Source organism: Cytobacillus sp. C11.1, from assembly GCF_058145115.1.
Genome location: NZ_CM176935.1, coordinates 2,413,269 through 2,431,332 on the forward strand (window position 1 = coordinate 2,413,269; position 18,064 = coordinate 2,431,332).

Sequence of the window (18,064 nt, forward strand, 5' to 3'; positions counted from 1 at the left end):
ATTTGGCCCTTGCTGATAAGAGCGAAAATTAATAAAGCCAGTTTAACTGGACAGACAAGAAACAGGTCATTTATCCTTCGGCTTACAATTGAAAAATCTTTTCAATGCTTTGCTGGCTTTCGAGGCCAATCAAAAGCTTTATCCTCGCTTTTTGTCCGTTAAGGCCATTGGAAAAGATTACACCCATTTCTTTAAGGTGCTTCCCGCCTCCGTCGTAACCGTAAACATCCTGGGCAATTCCGTTAAAGGATCTGGATACGAGGATAATAGGAATCCTTTTCTCGGTAAGTGCTTTAATACCCTGAATAGTAGCAGGAGGGAGGTTGCCTTGTCCTAGTGCTTCAATGACTACACCATCAAAGTCCAAATCTCTAATCGCCAAAAGCAAAGAAGAATCCATCCCTGCATGGGCTTTTATAAGAGTAACTCGTTTGGATACACCTTTTATGGGATAATATTCTTTTTTTGTTGGTGCATGGTGAAATAATACACCACGTTTAGTGACGATGCCTATGGGGCCGTATTGCGGGCTTTGGAATGTTGAAACATTACTGGTGTGCGTTTTGGTGACATTTTCAGCAGTATGGATTTCGTCATTTAGTACCACGAGGACCCCCTTGTCTCTAGCTGCTTCACAAACAGCAACCCTGATGGAAGAGATTAGATTATACAGACCATCAGAACCAATTTCGTTGCTGGACCTCATTGCACCGGTAACGACAATTGGCAGAGCCGTTTTGACAGTTAAATCCAAAAAGTAAGCCGTTTCTTCCAAGGTATCTGTTCCATGTGTAATGACGACTCCGCATATCTCTTCTTTTTCGATGTATCCTTCAATAATCTCTTTTAATTTAAGCATTTCCTTCGGTGTTATATGCGGTGAAGGGAGATGGAATGGCTCTTCAATCAATAATTCGGCCATCGATAATAGTTCCTTTGTCTTTTCCGTTAAAGGATTGTAATCGGTTGGCTTTACAGAGCCAGTTGCGGCATCCTCGCTCATGGAAATGGTGCCGCCGGTATGTATTACAAGAATTTTTTTCTTCTCCATAATTAATCCCCCGAATAATTGTATTTTTTCTTTCTAGCAGCCTGAAATTTTAACAAGTAATGGTATTTATTTTTTTCCAAAATTTGAATAATCATTTAAATTCTCACTATATCATGATACGATTAAGAAAACAGATTGAAAAGAGGACAGCTCATGCTGGGAATATTATCTGCGGGCATCGCTCCTGGATTGGCGTTATTAAGCTATTTTTATTTAAAAGATCAATATGAGTCTGAGCCTATCTCAATGGTATTTAAAACCTTTTTGTTTGGCGCTTTGCTTGTGTTCCCCATCATGTTTATCCAATATGTTCTTGAAACGGAAAGTGTGCTTCAATCAAGCCTGCTGGATGCTTTTCTTTCTTCCAGCCTTCTTGAGGAATTTTTTAAGTGGTTCATACTATTTTATACGATCTATCAGCATATAACCTTCGATGAGCCATATGATGGCATTGTATATGGAGCTTCTGTCTCGCTTGGCTTTGCTACTGCGGAAAATATTTTTTATCTGCTTGCCCTTGGAGTCGAACATGCAATTGGGAGGGCCCTGCTTCCAGTTTCCAGCCATGCTCTTTTTGGTGTCATCATGGGCTATTATATAGGAAAAGGAAAATTCACGGCAACTGCTACAAAAAAATGGATAGCCCTTTCGCTCTTTGTACCCTTCCTGCTTCATGGCATTTACGACTTCATCTTAATTTCTCTTGAACATTGGATTTATATCATGTTTCCATTTATGATCTTCCTTTGGTGGCTTGGTCTTAGAAAGGTTAAAAAAGCGAGGGCACACAGTGTCAATCATATTGATAATCAATTGGACTTTCAGAAAACTCTCCATTCATGATGGAGAGTTTTTTTATCCTCCTCTAAATGGATAAGTTTTTAAAAACCTGAAGTTCTTGAATAAAAAACCAGAGACTACAAAAAATAGGGTCAATGATAAAAGATTGACTTTTGGAGGTTATAATCCATGAAAAAGAACTTTTTGGCAGCAAAGGTTTTACTCATAATCTCCCTCTGTGTCCTGGCAATTCCCATGAGTGGAAGTGTTGATAAAGCAAGCGCATTTTCCAATCAGATTATCCAGCACGGAGCGGTAGGAGATGATGTTATTGAACTTCAATCCCGCCTGCAGTATTTGGGGTTTTACAATGGAAAGATCGATGGTGTCTTTGGATGGGGGACCTATTGGGCTTTAAGAAACTTCCAGTATGAGTTTGGACTTCCGGTTGACGGGCTTGCAGGCCAGGAAACAAAGAATAAGCTCGTAAAGGCATCACATTATAATGAGCAATATGTTAAAGAACAGATTAATAAAGGCAATGAATTTTCCCACTATGGCGGTGTAAATCTGGAACAGCAGAAAAAGCCTCAAGGAGGAACTACTGCTCCTCAGCAGCAGGAAAAGCCGAAGCAGCCAACTGCTGCGAACATGCCTAATGGTTTTTCGGAAAATGACATTCAACTTATGGCCAACGCTGTTTATGGAGAGTCAAGGGGCGAACCATATACAGGCCAAGTAGCAGTTGCCGCGGTTATTCTAAACCGTGTAAACAGTGCATCTTTTCCGAACACAGTTTCAGGAGTTATTTTTGAACCTCGGGCTTTCACGGCCGTTGCTGATGGACAAATATGGCTTACTCCTAATGAAACAGCAAAGGAAGCGGTCCTTGATGCAATCAATGGCTGGGACCCAACAGGAGAGGCTCTTTATTATTTTAATCCTGATACTGCTACAAGCGGATGGATTTGGACTCGTCCGCAGATTAAGAGAATTGGCAAGCACATATTCTGTAAATAGAGGGGTGAAGAACTATGCTTAGAGGAATTCTCATTGGGGTACTAGCGTTGGGTGTCGCCGGTACAGCGTTTTGGGGATATCAGGAACACCGAGAGAAAAATGCAATCCTAATTAATGCTGAAAATAATTATCAAAGAGCATTTCATGACTTAACTTATCAGGTTGATCTTTTACATGATAAAATTGGAACTACTTTGGCAATGAACTCCAGGGCCTCTTTATCACCAGAATTGGCGGAGGTGTGGAGGTTAACTTCTGAAGCTCATTCGGATGTAGGCCAGCTGCCGCTGTCACTTCTTCCATTTAATAAAACAGAGGAGTTCCTGTCCAATATTGGTGATTTCAGCTATCGTACTGCCGTAAGAGATTTAGATAAGGAACCATTAACCGATAAAGAATATCAAACACTTAAAGAGCTCTATAAGCAATCTGCTGATGTCCAGCAGGATCTTCGAAAAGTCCAGCATATGGTTTTGGAAAAAAATCTTCGCTGGATGGATGTTGAAATGGCACTGGCTTCCAATCAGGAAGCTGCTGACAATACTATTATTGATGGCTTTAAGACCGTGGAAAAAACCGTTGAAGGCTATGGTGAAACAGACTTTGGCCCTGCATTTGTTAATATGCAGAAAAAGGATGAGAATTTTAAATATTTAAAGGGCAAAGAAATTACGGAAGACGAAGCTGCCCGAATAGCAAAGAAATACGCTGCCCTTGGAAATAATGTAAATATTAAGGTAACCGAAAACGGTAAAGGTTCAGATTACGGATTTTTCAGTGTAAGCATACAGAATAAGAAAACAAAAGAAGAAGCAGATATGGATATCACTAAAAAAGGAGGATATCCGATTTGGTTAATATTGAAACGGGAAGTCGGACAGCAAAAGATCAGTCTAAATGAAGCAAGCAACAATGCAATAAAATTCCTTAAGCAAAACGGATTCCAGGATCTGGACTTGTTTGAAAGTGCGCAATATGACAACCTTGGGGTGTTTACTTTTGTTTCCAATCAAAATGGTGTAAGAATCTATCCGGATGCAATTCGTGTGAAAGTGGCACTGGACAATGGCAGAATAGCCGCTTTTTCTGCAAATGATTATTTAAAGTCCCATCATCAGCGGGAAATACCTGAACCTGTGATTTCTAAGGAAGAGGCAAGAGCAAAAATAAATCCGCAGGTAAAAGTCATGGAAGACAGGCGGGCAGTTATTATGAATGATTTGAATCAGGAGGTTTCCTGTTATGAATTCCTTGGCACGATGGGGGAAGACACCTATAGGATTTATATTAATGCTGAAACTGGACAAGAAGAGAAAGTAGAAAAGCTCAAAAATGCTGAGCCTGTATACGAGGACGTTGTTTAAAGAAAGCCGAATGGCTTTCTTTTTTATTGCTATGTTAAAGCAAAGCAGTTATTTATGAAACCCTTGATTGAAGAGAAAGAAACGAGACTGTTGTGGGAGGAGGGTGTAAACGTTAAATCCCGCAGTTGAAGCTGATACCCAACGGCTTATCATAGCATCAAGAAGAATATTTGATTTAATTATGATGCGGAAAAACAGATATAGGACTTTTTGCTTATATTTCTTATAAAATGCTGTTGCACGAAAGTTTTAAAGCATGTCATAATTAAATGACAAGATTATCCTTTTGAATAGGGAAGTGTAGCAAGCATGGTGAAAATTGGAGAAGCATTAATATTGGAGATGAAATATTCAGATAAATCAGAGAAATACAAATGCAAGCTTGTCGAGAGAGAAGGAAATAACCTCTATATCGATTACCCAATAAATCAGGAAACGAAAAAGACCGCTTTCCTGCTCGACGGAACTCAGCTAAAAGCAACATTCGTCGCAGCTGATGGCTCCGTTTACTTTTTTGAAAGCGAAGTCCTCGGCAGGGTAAAGCTAAAAATCCCTATGATGATTCTTTCTTATCCAGGGGATGAACATTTAATGAAGATTCAGCGCCGCCAGTTTGTCAGGATTGAAACGTCAGTCGATGTGGCAGTTCACCCTGTTAGAGGCGAATGTTCAGCGTTTGTGTCTGTTACAGATGATATCAGCGCAGGAGGTGCTGCAATTATTGCAGACAAATCCTGTTTGTTAAAAGCGAATATGCAAATACATACTTATTTTGTTTTACCTATGCAAAATGGGGAATCTCATTATTTGAAACTGAAAAGCAAAGTAATAAGAATCTCGGAAATGAATAATGGAAAGTCCATTATTTCTGTTCAGTTTATGGAGATTAGCCCGCAAGACCGACAATTGCTGCTGCGATTTTGTTTTGACAGACAATTGGCCATGAAGAAAAAAGGTCTCGAAATTTAAAGGGATGGGGATATTTTTAATGTGCAGCTCTCATAATAGATAAAGAAGTCAAATGGCTTAGACCTATTTTTAACTATGGAGAGATGTAGATGATGAAAGCGATCGAGAGGATTCTTCTAAAATTAATCATCGTGCAGTTTGTTTTTTTGCTGATTACTCAATTATTCTTTCATCATATGAATGCATTTCCTGAATTAAAGCAGCTGACACAATATGAGGGTGTTACAGACCAGAACTTCACTGAGCTGCTGGAAACGTTCAAAGAAAATTACTAGCAGGCAGCCGCCTGCTTATTTTTTATTTTGGCTGTTTTCGCAAAGTTTGTTGCTTACAAACTAGTTTTAATTACTGAGTTGATTGGAGTGGAAGGCACTTGATCCTCGAAAATGCATTCGCATTTTCTTTGTGCGGTGCTTATTCGAGGAAGCTTATTCAATGTCCTGCGGGAAGAGAGGGAGCGGGAGACCCCGCAGGCGTGAAACGCCGAGGAGGCTCCCGTTCCTCCCCGCGGGTTCGCTGCGTGACTGGAGCGGAAATCAACGGGCAATCTTTAGAGTCCAAAAACAACATCTATACGAAAAGAGCCTTTGTTTTAGACTATGTTAAAGCCATTGCTGATTTAAGCACTCTTTAGAGTGGAATGGAAGGCACAGGATCCTCGAATCTATTCGCACCTTGCGCTCCAATCAACCAATCTTATTTATCAATGTTTTTTACAGATTTATTTAAAAACAACAATCTTTTAGAAAACGATTTTAGAATAGAGCCATTGTAAAAAAGCTGTATAATATAACCTGAATTCCACTTATTATGTTAAAATAAAGCTGAAGGAACCTGGCCTGAAAGAACCTGGCCAGGCAGTACAGGAGGAACTATGAACAGACAAATATCAATCGCAATAGATGGGCCTGCTGCTGCTGGCAAAAGTACAGTAGCCAAGATTGTAGCAGAGAAATTATCATACATATACATTGATACCGGAGCCATGTATCGGGCCTTGACATATAAAGCCATTCAACAGCAGGCGAGACTAGAAGACGAAGCAGCATTGATGGAAATACTGAACAGTACCACTATTGATTTGCAGCCTGGCACAGAAGGGCAATTAATTTATTTGGATGGTCAGGATGTGACCAATGAAATCAGGTCATCGGAAGTTACAAATTCTGTTTCGATTGTTTCAATGCATAAGCTTGTAAGAAAAGAAATGGTCTTAAGACAGAAAAGCTTCGCACAAAATGGAGGAGTGGTAATGGACGGCCGGGATATCGGTACGCATGTCCTGCCCGGAGCGGAAGTAAAAGTATTCCTCTTGGCTTCAGTCGATGAAAGAGCGATTCGCCGCCATACTGAGAATGTCCAAAAAGGTTTTTCATCGGACCTTGAAAAGCTAAAGGAAGAAATTTCTCTGAGGGATAAGCTAGATTCAGAGCGCGAAGTTGCTCCATTAAAAAAAGCTGAAGATGCTGTAGAAATTGATACAACCTCATTATCAATTGAGCAGGTAGTAGAAAAAATAATGGACCTGGCCAATGAAAGGATCGAATCAAAGTGAACCTCTATTCTTTTGCTAAAGCATTAGTCTATGGTGCTTTAAAACCAGTTTACAGATTCGAAGTGATTGGCAGGGAAAACTTTCCACCTGATGGCGGCGTGCTGCTATGTTCCAACCATATTGATAATCTGGATCCTCCGGTAGTAGGCATTAATGCTCCGCGGCCTGTGCACTTTATGGCCAAAGAAGAGCTTTTTAATGTGCCTGTTCTTGGGAAAATCGTCCCTCATCTAAATGCTTTTCCTGTCAAAAGGGGAATGAGTGACAGGGAAGCCCTAAGAAAAGGTCTTGGAATCTTAAAAGAAGGAAAGGTTTTAGGGCTATTTCCAGAGGGTACTAGAAGCAAAACGGGGCAATTGGGTAAGGGGCTTGCCGGTGCTGGATTCTTTGCTTTAAGATCCGAAGCGCATGTTATGCCATGTGCCATCATTGGCCCTTATAAAGCCTTTTCCAAGCTGAAAGTAGTTTATGGTAAGCCAATTGAGATGAAGGACCTTCGGGAACGGAAGGCTTCAGCGGAAGAAACGACCGAATTCATTATGGGAGAAATCCGTAAGTTAATTGAGGAGAATTCTTAAACCTTCTTGCTTGACAAAAGGCTTCTTTTGTAAGAAGTTAGTAAAAAGGCATTTTTTAAAAAGGCGAGAATATTCGAAAAATAAAGAGGCTGTCCTTTGCTGACAATTCTCAAATTAGGGCAGAAAAGAGACGTTCAACACTGTTGAAAAATAGCCTGCATTAAAACGCCATTCGAGTATTTCTGCTGCTGACACAGGGTTCTTGCCTGGATGGCAGGCAGTTGAATACAGATAAAAATTTGAAAGCAGCCATTGGATTAAGGAGGAATACATATGTCAGAGGAAATGAACCAAGTAGAAGTCAAAAATTTTGAGGTTGGTGACAAGGTAAAAGGCCAAGTCACCAAAGTAGAAGAAAAGCAAGTCATTATTGATATTGCTGACAGCAAGCTGGATGGTATTATTCCGATCAGTGAGCTTTCAAGCCTTCATATTGAAAAAGCAAGTGATGCTGTTTCTGAAGGGGAAGAGCTTGAGCTTGAAGTGTTAAAAGTGGAGGAAGAAGCACTTATTCTTTCTAAACGAAAAGTAGACGCAGAAAAGTCATGGGAAACACTTGAGAGGAAATTCAATGAGGGCGAAGTCTTTGAGGCAGAAATCAAAGATGTTGTAAAAGGCGGATTAGTTGTAGACTTGGGTGTTCGCGGATTTGTACCTGCTTCCCTTGTAGAAGCTCATTTTGTTGAAGACTTTACTGATTATAAAGGCAAAACAATGACGTTTAAAATTGTGGAGCTGGATAAAGAGAAGAATCGGCTGATTCTTTCCCACCGAGCTGTTATTGAGGAAGAAAAAGGCAAGCAGAAGCATCAAGTGCTTGAATCTCTTCAGGCAGGTCAGGTACTGGATGGAACAGTACAAAGAATCACAGACTTTGGCGCGTTCGTAGATATTGGCGGAATCGATGGCCTTGTTCATATTTCCCAGCTATCCTATGAACATGTGGAAAAACCTTCCGATGTTGTAGAAGAAGGACAAAAGGTTAAAGTAAAAGTATTAAGCGTGGATCGCGATAATGAGCGCATTTCACTATCTATTAAGGAAACGCTGCCAGGACCTTGGGATGATATCAGTGAAAAGGCACCGAAAGGAAGTACGCTTGATGGGACTGTTAAGAGACTTGTTTCATACGGAGCATTTGTTGAAGTGTTCCCTGGAGTAGAGGGCCTTGTCCATATTTCTCAAATTGCGCATAAGCATATTGGAACTCCTCACGAAGTATTGAGCGAAGGACAGGAAGTAAAAGTAAAGGTTCTTGATGTGAACGAACAGGACCAGCGCCTGTCATTGAGCATCAAAGATCTTCTTGAAAAAGAACAGGAAGAAGTGACTGACTATGAACTTCCTGAAGAAAATAAAGGCTTCTCGCTTGGTGATATGATTGGCGACCAGCTAAAGAATTTAAAAAAGTAATGGTGATAAATTGTGTCTAGATCAAAAAGAAAATGGGACCATATTCAGCATGCCTTGGCAACAGGACAGAAAAGTCTTACAGGTTTTGAGGATATAGCATTTATCCACCAAAGTCTTCCTGATGCTTTTCTCGATCAGGCTGATTTAGGCACTTCAATTGGCGAACTTTCATTAAGTTCGCCAATTTTTATAAATGCGATGACAGGCGGCGGTGGAGATAGAACAATCCAAATAAATCGGGACCTTGCATCTGCTGCCAGAACAACAGGCCTTGCAATGGCAGTAGGGTCACAAATGTCAGCCCTGAAAGATCCAAATGAGATTGAATCATATAGGGTAGTCAGGAAAGAAAATCCAAAAGGGATCATCTTCGGCAATTTAGGCAGTGAAGCCACAATAGATCAGGCAAAAGCAGCTGTTGATATGATAGAAGCAAGCGCGTTGCAAATCCATTTAAATGTTGTTCAAGAATTGACCATGCCAGAAGGAGATAGGGATTTTCGGGGAGCATTAAAAAGGATTGAAAAAATAGTTTTGCATTCTAAAGTCCCCGTGGTAGTCAAGGAAGTAGGCTTTGGAATGAATAAAGAAACTTTATCAATGCTGGCATCCATAGGCGTTTCAGCTGTTGACGTAGGAGGATATGGGGGTACAAATTTTTCGCGCATTGAAAATGCTAGAAGAGAAAGGCTCTTAAGTTTCTTTGATGAATGGGGAATTCCTACCGCAGTATCAATTGCAGAAGCTGCCTCCCAGGAAGATGATATCGCAGTTATTGCTTCTGGAGGGATTCAAACAAGCATTGAAATAGCCAAAGCCCTTGCGCTGGGTGCCGAAGCTGCGGGTATGGCCGGATATTTCTTAAAGATTCTTATTAAAGAAGGACTCGAATCACTGGTAGAAGAAATTAACATCATACATAATGAATTAAAAATGATTATGACTGCACTTGGTGCGTCAACTATCAGGCAGCTGCAGCAGGCTCCCGTAATCATATCGGGAAGGACCCACCACTGGTTAAATGAACGGAGCATTAATACAAAAGCATTCAGCCAGAGGATAATTCAAAAGTAAAGCTCTCGTCATAGACGGGAGCTTTTTTCGGTCTAAAAATAAATCTTAGCTGTATTTTGAATCATTTAAGGATCTTGCTTCTTCAGGACTCTGCAGTTTTGAAGCACCCGGGTAATGAAGCGCCTGATCGCGATCTGATTCCACTCTTCTGCTTTCCTTCAATTTTCTTTCCTGGCGGTCTTTGCCCATAGTTACACACCTCCCTCTTCTTAAGATGAAGTCAGATTTAAAGATTTATACAGAAGAAAAGCATTCCTCATAGGAACCCATGAAACCTTTTCAACTGGGAGGGTTAAAGTACATAGCAAAACGCCATAATGGAAATGATAGGAGGAAGAGGATGGAAGGTATAATTTTTTATTGGGTTTCCTGGATGTTTTGGATTATGGCTACTTTCTTTCTGGATCGAAAAAATAAGGATAGGACAATATTTTCGGTCTGGCTTCTGCTGTTAATCATTCTATCACCTTTTACTTTTAAAGTTTTTAGTGTGGAAACAAGCACTGCTGCTGTTTTTTTAATGGGGACTTTATACATATTGGCATGCAGGCTGGAGAGATTAAAAAGAGTTTATTTCCTTTTTTGCACTTTTATCATGATGATGGCATATGTGAGCTTTCACTTATTTGAGTTATTTGATCCTGTATGGGTAATTTTTTCTCGGAAGTGGATGCTTGCGTTTCTGCTCGTTTATTTGGCTGTCCTCCTACAGAAAAAAAGGGTACTGCGCTTGCCTCTAATACTGCTTGGGGGAATCCAGGGAGAGGTTTTGTATGCGCTTATTCTTAGGCAATATTCCTTCCCTTACATAATTGGTTCCTTGGCATTCCTTGATATTATGGCACTCTCCACTTCAATTGTTGCTGCTTGGAGTGCGATGCACTGGACGGCTTCTTATTTTGAGAACAACTTCAAACATTTTGAAAGGGAGAAACAAAAATTATCATGAGCGAATATACATACCCAATACTTTTTGGACTTGCAGTAGGTACCTTGACTCGTGTTTATATGCTAAGAACAGATTACCGCCAATATCCTACCTATTTGCATGGGAAAATCATACATGTTGCATTGGGGTTTATTGCAGCTGGACTGGGCACTGTGGCCATTCCTTCCATAATGGAAGAACAATTTACCGCAGTAACCTTCCTAACGCTTGCTGCATCCCAGTTCAGGGAAGTAAGAAATATGGAAAGAAATACATTGACTGAACTGGACAGCTATGAATTGGTATCAAGAGGGAAACCGTATATAGAGGGTATAGCAATTGCTTTTGAAAGCAGAAATTATCTTGTGATTTTCACATCCTTAATTTGCACACTTGGTTATCTGCTTTATAATTTTTTGGGCGGACTTGCAGCAGCTATAATAGCTCTAATTATCTCCAATATGCTTATGTCAGGAGGAAGGCTGAAAGATATTGTGGATGTGGAGTATGTTGAGCCTCGTTTTGATGGTGCAGGTTTGTATGTGGATAACATCTATATCATGAATATCGGACTCCCTGAAAGACAGGAGGAAGTATTGAGATATGGGATGGGCTTCATTTTAAAGCCCAAAAATTTTAATGCCAGGTCGACCATTGCTAATCTTGGGCAAAGGCAGGCCATTTTGCATGATGTTTCAACAGCATTGGGAGTTTATCGTGATTCTGGAACACCTGCTCTTGTACCACTGGCTAAAAGAGACCTCGATGATGGGCGCGTAGGAGTTTTTGTATTGCCGCAGGAGAAGAATATCGGGAAAGCTTTAAAAATTATCGGTGCAGTTCCAACGCTTGAAAACGCAATTAGGATGCCTTCTGAGCGGCAAACGAATGGGAAAGGAAGTTGAGGGAAATGGTACTTGAAAAGTATATACTTGCTGTTATTACAACCAATCCTTCCAAAGTACCTTCAGGAGCTGCTGTATTTCATTGCGAAGATAAAAAGGAAATGGAAATCATAGCAGCCAATCTTGAGGCCATACTTGATGGAATCGCCCATGCTTTAACAGAAGAATTATACGTTATTGTAAAGCATTGAGGCGGTTTCCAAGTTTTTCATTGCTAGGAAGGTTTCTCTTTGTTAAAATATCTAAGTTAGACCCTTCTATCTTCGAGAAGGGTTTATTTTATAAATGTATAGCGAAATAGATGAACTTGCCAGGAAAGTTTAAAGCTTATTGTGGCCAGCCATCTGCACTTTAGTAAAGGAATAGACATTTCTAGAACAGAGGCTGCGTTAAAGCTAATTGCTGATTTTAGCTACTCTGTTGATTGGAGCGGCAATCAACAGGCAAGTTTAACGAGCTAAAAAATAGGATGTTGAAGCATATTAAGAATAAAGAATTGAAAGGGTGATGTTCATGGCAAAACCGGTTGTGGCTATTGTCGGGCGTCCAAACGTTGGAAAATCAACGATATTTAACAGAATTGTAGGAGAACGGATATCGATTGTCGAAGATATTCCTGGAGTAACACGTGATCGTATTTATAGTTCGGCAGAATGGCTGACACATGATTTTAATATTATTGACACAGGCGGAATCGATATTGGTGATGAACCATTCCTGGAACAAATACGGCTTCAGGCTGAGATTGCCATAGATGAGGCAGATGTGATTATTTTTCTTGTAAATGGCAGAGAAGGGGTTACAGCTGCAGACGAAGAAGTCGCAAAAATTTTATATAAAGCCAAAAAACCTGTTGTGTTGGGCGTAAATAAGATTGATAATCCGGAAATGAGAGAACTTATCTATGATTTCTATGCTCTTGGATTTGGGGAACCATTCCCTATTTCAGGATCCCACGGACTTGGGCTTGGGGACTTGCTGGATGAAGCAGCCAAACACTTTCCGAAGCATGGACAGGGTGAATATGGTGAAGAAGTAATTAAGTTTTCATTAATCGGGCGTCCAAATGTCGGAAAATCGTCTCTTGTAAATGCCATCCTAGGGGAAGATCGGGTTATTGTCAGCAACATCGCAGGAACCACAAGGGATGCAATTGACTCCCAGCTGAAGGTTGACGGCCAGGAATATGTCATTATCGATACTGCCGGAATGCGCAAAAAAGGAAAAGTTTATGAAACGACAGAAAAATACAGTGTTCTGCGGGCATTGCGGGCAATTGAACGTTCAGATGTCGTCCTGGTTGTCATTGATGGAGAAGAGGGTATTATTGAACAAGATAAGCGGATTGCCGGATATGCACATGAAGCAGGAAGAGCGGTTGTTATTGTAGTAAACAAATGGGATGCTGTTGAAAAAGATGAAAAAACAATGAAGGCATTTGAACAGAATATTCGGGACCATTTTCAATTTCTCGACTATGCTCCTATTGTGTTCCTATCTGCAAAAACGAAGAAGCGCATTCATACGCTTATCCCAATGATTAACACAGCCAGTGAAAATCATGCTCTTCGTGTTGAGACAAGCGTGCTGAATGATGTCATCATGGATGCTGTAGCCATGAATCCAACACCTACAGATAAGGGAAAACGCCTAAGAATTTATTACACAACTCAGGTTGCTGTGAAGCCGCCAACTTTTGTAGTGTTTGTAAATGATCCCGAGCTTCTTCATTTCTCTTATCAACGTTTTCTTGAGAACAGAATAAGGGACGCTTTTGGTTTTGAAGGCACTCCTATTAAGATATTTGCAAGGGAAAGAAAATAGCATGGAAAGCAAATATCTTTGAAAAAGGAGAACCATAACATTGGGGAGTATATCGGTACCTCTTATATGATCATACTCCGTATTGCTGACTGGCATGGATGGTGTTTTGTAACATCCAAATAAATTAAAAGGCAGTGATCAAATGGAGCGGAATAGAGAAAGTGTTGCAGTTGTAGGAGCAGGCAGCTGGGGAACGGCCCTTGCTATGGTCCTGGCTGATAATGGACATGATGTTAAGCTATGGGGCCATAATCCTGAGCAAATAGAAGAAATAAATGTGCAGCATACCAATAAAAAATACTTATCTGAAATTCATCTGCCGGAAGAGATCAGAGGCTATTCATCACTTGAAGAGGCTTTAACCGGAACAGAAATCATAATTTTAGCTGTACCGACGAAGGCAATTAGGGAAGTTCTTGGCAAAATTAGAGAAATCAGGACAGAGCCTATCCTAATTGTGCATGTTAGTAAGGGGATTGAGCCAGACTCCCTTCTGCGGATTTCTGAAATGATTGAGGAAGAAATGCCCGAAAACCTTCTGGATAGTGTTGTAGTACTATCAGGTCCAAGCCATGCTGAAGAAGTAAGCCTGCGGCATCCAACTACTGTTACTGTTTCTTCAAAAGATATGAAAGCTGCTGAGAAAATTCAGGACTTGTTTATTAATAACAATTTTAGAGTTTATACTAACCCAGATATCATTGGAGTTGAAATTGGCGGTGCACTTAAAAATATTATTGCGCTTGCTGCCGGAATTACAGATGGTTTGGGATATGGGGACAATGCAAAGGCGGCCTTAATAACACGAGGGCTTGCAGAGATTGCCCGCCTTGGCATGAAGATGGGGGCTAGTCCGCTTACCTTCTCCGGATTGGCTGGTATAGGCGACCTGATTGTAACATGCACATCGGTCCATTCGCGCAATTGGAGAGCTGGCAATCTTCTTGGAAAAGGGCATAATCTTCAGGAAGTTCTGGATAATATGGGCATGGTTGTAGAAGGTGTTAGAACAACGAAAGCAGCCCATCAGCTTGCTAAAAAATATGATGTAAAAATGCCAATTACAAATGTTCTTTATGATGTCCTTTTTAATAATGTTAATGCAAAGGATGCAGTTGATCTGTTGATGGGGCGAGGAAAAACACACGAAATGGAAGACCTTGCAAATGTCCTGGAGGATCAAAAAGGAAGTAAAAAACAGGAAAATCTTTAATAATTTAAAAATATAGGCATTAGATGATGCGAGATGGCAGGTTCCTGCATACAATGCAACGAAGCAAACTAGTGTAATGAACAGGGTGTTGGGTTATTTAGTCAACTGGCTGAGGTAAAGAATTGCCCCTTCTTTACCTCAGTTTTTTTATGCCTGAATCTTTGATGAGGAAAAGCTTTTAGATTTTTCTTCATGGTATGTTATAATACTTTTCGGAAAAGGGAGTTGATTAAATGTCACCGGCTTTAATGAAAATGTGGGTATCACTGGCTTCAATGGGATTTATGTTTATATCTATAATTCTGATATATCTTAGCCGCTTTAAATTGAAAGCTGGAATACTGAAGGCCTTTACGGCAACCATTGCTTATATTTTGATGATTATTAGCGGAATTATAATTGTACTTGTCGTGTTCAGCGGCCCCACAAGCAGCTAGCTATATTACATAAAGGGATGATTAGATGAAAAAAGCATTTAACACGTTTTTGCTTCTTTTGCTTACAGGAATGGCCCTGACTGGCTGCATGTATCCTGAAGAGAAGCTATCCCAAAATCAGATAGCCTATAAGGACCAAATGCAGTCTGTCCAATCGGCTGTTGATCAGTACAGAAAAGATAATGGCGGTCTTCTTCCAATCAAGACGAAGGATCAGACAACCCCAATTTATCAAAAGTATCCGATTGATTTTAAAAAGATCGCGCCTCAATATATGGCTGAACCTCCAGGAAATGCATTTGAGTCAGGCGGCGTATTCCAATATGTACTTGTTGATGTGGAAACAGAACCCAAAGTTAAAATCTTTGATTTGAGGATCGCAGAAACAATCAGGGATATAAACCTGAGGATTAAAGCACATGGTTTCCCGCCTTACAAAGAACAAATTGCTGATAATGTATTTACAATGGACTATAAAAAATTAGGGTTTAAAGAAGAGCCGAAAGCGCTTAGCCCATATAGCGGCCAAAACCTTCCGTTTGTTGTCACCGGAAATGCCGAAGTATATGTTGATTACCGGATTGATCTGTATCAGGCGCTGAAGGAAAAGGAAGGCAAGTATAAGCCTGGGGATGATATCAGGGATATGCTTGTTGAAGGCTCTGCTTTTGTTCCCTCCTATTCATTGCCTTATACAATAGATGCTGACACAAATGAACCAATCTTTTTGGTGAAATAGTCATAACCTTTCTTCTGCAAAATATATTGTAGGAGAAGGGTTTTTTTTATTATTTTTTCATAAAAGCACTCTTCAACCTGACCAATAGCATAAAGAAAAAGAAATAAAGCGTAAAGGGAGTTATTAAATTTAGAAAAGGAAATTTGGGGTGGCCGGCTGTCCATTCCAGATCGCCTGAGGGCTGGGGGATTTCTTTGCATGCCGGCGGGTGCGCTGCACTTTCCTGATAAGGGGGTAAAAATTTTAAAAAACTGTCATAACAATGTAGGACAACATCATACACATATAATGTCCAAACATAATAGATAGGATAATATTATCCCACTAACTCTATGATTCGGGAGGGGATCACTTGGAAAAGGTTGATATTTTTAAAGATATTGCCGAAAGAACTGGCGGCGATATATATTTTGGAGTAGTTGGCGCAGTTCGCACCGGCAAATCCACATTTATAAAGAAATTTATGGAGCTTGTTGTTTTGCCGAATATGAACAATGAAGCAGACCGTGCCCGCACACAGGATGAACTTCCGCAAAGCGCTGCCGGCAAAACGATTATGACTACAGAACCAAAATTCGTACCTAACCAGGCTGCTACGGTCCATGTGGCAGAAGGATTGGATGTGAACATAAGACTGGTTGACTGTGTAGGGTATACAGTCCCAGGCGCTAAGGGATATGAAGATGAAAATGGACCAAGAATGATCAATACACCTTGGTATGAAGAGCCAATCCCTTTCCATGAAGCTGCAGAAATAGGTACGAGAAAAGTTATTCAGGAGCACTCAACCATCGGCGTCGTAATTACGACTGATGGAACGATTGGCGAGATTCCTCGTGCCAATTACCTGGAGGCGGAAGAAAGGGTTATTGAGGAATTGAAGGAAGTCGGCAAACCGTTTATCATGATCATCAATAGCGTGCAGCCTCACCATCCGAATACAGATGCGCTTAGAAATGAACTTTCCGAGAAGTATGATATTCCTGTACTTGCCATGAGTGTAGAGGGCATGAGGGAATCGGATGTTATGAATGTAATGCGTGAAGCTCTATATGAATTCCCAGTGCTTGAAGTCAATGTAAATCTTCCAAGCTGGGTGATGGTGCTGCATGAGGATCACTGGCTTCGTGAAAGCTATCAGGAAGCAGTGAAAGAAACCGTAAAAGACATTAAGAGGCTTAGAGATGTAGACCGTGTGGTCCATCAATTCAGCGACTTTGAGTTTATTGACCGTGCCGGACTCGCTGGCATTGAGATGGGGCAAGGTGTAGCAGAAATAGACTTGTATGCCCCGGATGATCTTTATGATGAAGTACTAAAAGAAATTGTCGGAGTGGAAATCCGAGGAAAAGACCATCTTCTTGAACTGATGCAGGAATTTGCCCATGCAAAAGCAGAGTATGACCAAATTTCCGATGCATTAAGAATGGTGAAGCAAACAGGCTACGGCATTGCTGCTCCTTCGCTGGCTGATATGAGCCTTGACGAACCGGAGATTACTCGTCATGGATCACGCTTCGGAGTAAGGCTTAAAGCTGTTGCGCCATCCATTCATATGATTAAAGTAGATGTAGAATCTGAATTCTCTCCTATCATTGGAACAGAAAAGCAAAGTGAAGAGCTCGTCCGTTACCTGATGCAGGACTTTGAAGACGATCCACTTTCAATCTGGAACTCCGATATCTTCGGGCGCAGCCTGAGCTCAATTGTGAGGGAAGGCATCCAGGCAAAGCTGTCCCTAATGCCTGAGAATGCAAGATATAAGCTTAAAGAAACTTTGGAAAGAATTATCAACGAAGGTTCTGGCGGATTAATAGCGATTATTCTTTAACTTGAAGGCTCCGTTTGGAGTCTTTTTTTGTTATGACTGTGCTAAAGCTCAAGAGGAAATTATCAAAGGGGTTATTGGGAATATTAGGTTGTGATCACGCTATTTGTCTATATATCGCCGTGTTGATTGGAGCGGAAGGTGCGAGACTCCTGCGGGAGAAGCGAGTCAAAGGGAGACCCCGCAGGTGCGAATGCACCGAGGAGGCTCCCGGACCGCCCGCGGAAAGCGAGCGCCTGCAGCGGAAATCAACACCCAATTCAACAGAGGGATTTTAAAAAATTATCACGATGAAAAAGTAATCCTTCTTCAGGAGATAGGTATTTAAATGTTTAAAACAGCCTCTTTAGGGTAAGAAATAAAGGTCAACTTATTACAAATATGTT

General features: G+C 40.7%; 19 protein-coding genes. 17 read left to right on the plus strand and 2 right to left on the minus strand.

Annotated elements, in window-relative coordinates; genetic code table 11:
* Positions 1-82: 82 nt before the first annotated feature.
* Positions 83-1,051 (minus strand): asparaginase, encoded by a 969-nt coding sequence (locus tag AC3ZVC_RS11960; RefSeq protein ID WP_490068644.1) that lies wholly within the window; start codon positions 1,049-1,051, stop codon positions 83-85.
* A 153-nt stretch (positions 1,052-1,204) separates the two neighbouring features.
* Here AC3ZVC_RS11960 and prsW point away from each other — a divergent pair, with 153 nt between their 5' ends.
* From prsW to fni, 9 genes are all read left to right on the plus strand, one after another.
* Positions 1,205-1,894 carry a glutamic-type intramembrane protease PrsW gene (gene prsW, locus AC3ZVC_RS11965; RefSeq protein ID WP_490068645.1) on the plus strand — a complete coding sequence of 230 codons (690 nt, stop codon included), beginning with the start codon at positions 1,205-1,207 and terminating at the stop codon, positions 1,892-1,894.
* 126 nt (positions 1,895-2,020) lie between these two features.
* Positions 2,021-2,851 (plus strand): spore cortex-lytic enzyme, encoded by an 831-nt coding sequence (gene sleB / locus AC3ZVC_RS11970; RefSeq protein ID WP_490068647.1) that lies wholly within the window; start codon positions 2,021-2,023, stop codon positions 2,849-2,851.
* Between the two features lie 14 nt (positions 2,852-2,865).
* Positions 2,866-4,215, plus strand: coding sequence for a germination protein YpeB (gene ypeB, locus AC3ZVC_RS11975; protein WP_490068648.1), 1,350 nt, complete (start codon positions 2,866-2,868; stop codon positions 4,213-4,215).
* A gap of 309 nt (positions 4,216-4,524) precedes the next feature.
* Positions 4,525-5,184: a flagellar brake protein gene (locus AC3ZVC_RS11980; protein ID WP_490068649.1), complete on the plus strand. Its 660-nt coding sequence runs from the start codon at positions 4,525-4,527 to the stop codon at positions 5,182-5,184.
* Positions 5,185-5,273: 89 nt separating this feature from the next.
* Entirely contained in the window at positions 5,274-5,459 is a 186-nt protein-coding gene (locus AC3ZVC_RS11985; RefSeq protein WP_490068650.1) for a YpfB family protein, read from the plus strand.
* A 599-nt stretch (positions 5,460-6,058) separates the two neighbouring features.
* Entirely contained in the window at positions 6,059-6,739 is a 681-nt protein-coding gene (cmk, locus tag AC3ZVC_RS11990; protein WP_490068652.1) for a (d)CMP kinase, read from the plus strand.
* Positions 6,736-7,317 (plus strand): lysophospholipid acyltransferase family protein, encoded by a 582-nt coding sequence (locus AC3ZVC_RS11995; RefSeq protein WP_490068655.1) that lies wholly within the window; start codon positions 6,736-6,738, stop codon positions 7,315-7,317. The genes cmk and AC3ZVC_RS11995 overlap by 4 nt, the downstream gene beginning before the upstream one ends.
* 273 nt (positions 7,318-7,590) lie before the next feature.
* Positions 7,591-8,730 (plus strand): 30S ribosomal protein S1, encoded by a 1,140-nt coding sequence (rpsA, locus tag AC3ZVC_RS12000; RefSeq protein ID WP_214727223.1) that lies wholly within the window; start codon positions 7,591-7,593, stop codon positions 8,728-8,730.
* A gap of 12 nt (positions 8,731-8,742) precedes the next feature.
* Positions 8,743-9,804 carry a type 2 isopentenyl-diphosphate Delta-isomerase gene (gene fni, locus AC3ZVC_RS12005; protein ID WP_490068660.1) on the plus strand — a complete coding sequence of 354 codons (1,062 nt, stop codon included), beginning with the start codon at positions 8,743-8,745 and terminating at the stop codon, positions 9,802-9,804.
* Positions 9,805-9,849: 45 nt separating this feature from the next.
* Here the strand turns inward: fni and AC3ZVC_RS12010 are convergent, their stop codons facing one another.
* Entirely contained in the window at positions 9,850-9,993 is a 144-nt protein-coding gene (locus AC3ZVC_RS12010) for a YpzI family protein (protein ID WP_110064244.1), read from the minus strand.
* Positions 9,994-10,144: 151 nt separating this feature from the next.
* On the opposite strand from AC3ZVC_RS12010, the gene AC3ZVC_RS12015 reads away from it, so the two are divergent.
* The 8 genes from AC3ZVC_RS12015 (at position 10,145) to spoIVA (ending at position 17,681) form a co-directional block, all read left to right on the plus strand.
* Complete coding sequence (locus AC3ZVC_RS12015) at positions 10,145-10,753, plus strand: YphA family membrane protein (protein WP_490068661.1); 609 nt, start codon at positions 10,145-10,147, stop codon at positions 10,751-10,753.
* Positions 10,750-11,637: a YIEGIA family protein gene (locus tag AC3ZVC_RS12020; RefSeq protein ID WP_490068663.1), complete on the plus strand. Its 888-nt coding sequence runs from the start codon at positions 10,750-10,752 to the stop codon at positions 11,635-11,637. Before AC3ZVC_RS12015 ends, AC3ZVC_RS12020 begins: the two co-directional genes overlap by 4 nt.
* A 5-nt stretch (positions 11,638-11,642) precedes the next feature.
* Positions 11,643-11,828 carry a capping complex subunit for YIEGIA gene (locus tag AC3ZVC_RS12025; protein ID WP_144541540.1) on the plus strand — a complete coding sequence of 62 codons (186 nt, stop codon included), beginning with the start codon at positions 11,643-11,645 and terminating at the stop codon, positions 11,826-11,828.
* Positions 11,829-12,150: 322 nt separating this feature from the next.
* On the plus strand, positions 12,151-13,461 hold the full coding sequence (gene der / locus AC3ZVC_RS12030) for a ribosome biogenesis GTPase Der (protein ID WP_490068664.1): 1,311 nt from the start codon (positions 12,151-12,153) through the stop codon (positions 13,459-13,461).
* 142 nt (positions 13,462-13,603) lie between these two features.
* Positions 13,604-14,674 carry an NAD(P)H-dependent glycerol-3-phosphate dehydrogenase gene (locus AC3ZVC_RS12035; protein ID WP_490068665.1) on the plus strand — a complete coding sequence of 357 codons (1,071 nt, stop codon included), beginning with the start codon at positions 13,604-13,606 and terminating at the stop codon, positions 14,672-14,674.
* Between the two features lie 233 nt (positions 14,675-14,907).
* Positions 14,908-15,111 (plus strand): DUF2768 domain-containing protein, encoded by a 204-nt coding sequence (locus AC3ZVC_RS12040; protein WP_490068666.1) that lies wholly within the window; start codon positions 14,908-14,910, stop codon positions 15,109-15,111.
* A 25-nt stretch (positions 15,112-15,136) separates the two neighbouring features.
* Complete coding sequence (locus AC3ZVC_RS12045; RefSeq protein WP_490068667.1) at positions 15,137-15,850, plus strand: YphF family lipoprotein; 714 nt, start codon at positions 15,137-15,139, stop codon at positions 15,848-15,850.
* 352 nt (positions 15,851-16,202) lie between these two features.
* A complete protein-coding gene (gene spoIVA / locus AC3ZVC_RS12050; protein WP_490068669.1) occupies positions 16,203-17,681 on the plus strand; it encodes a stage IV sporulation protein A in 1,479 nt (492 codons plus the stop codon).
* Positions 17,682-18,064: the final 383 nt, after the last annotated feature.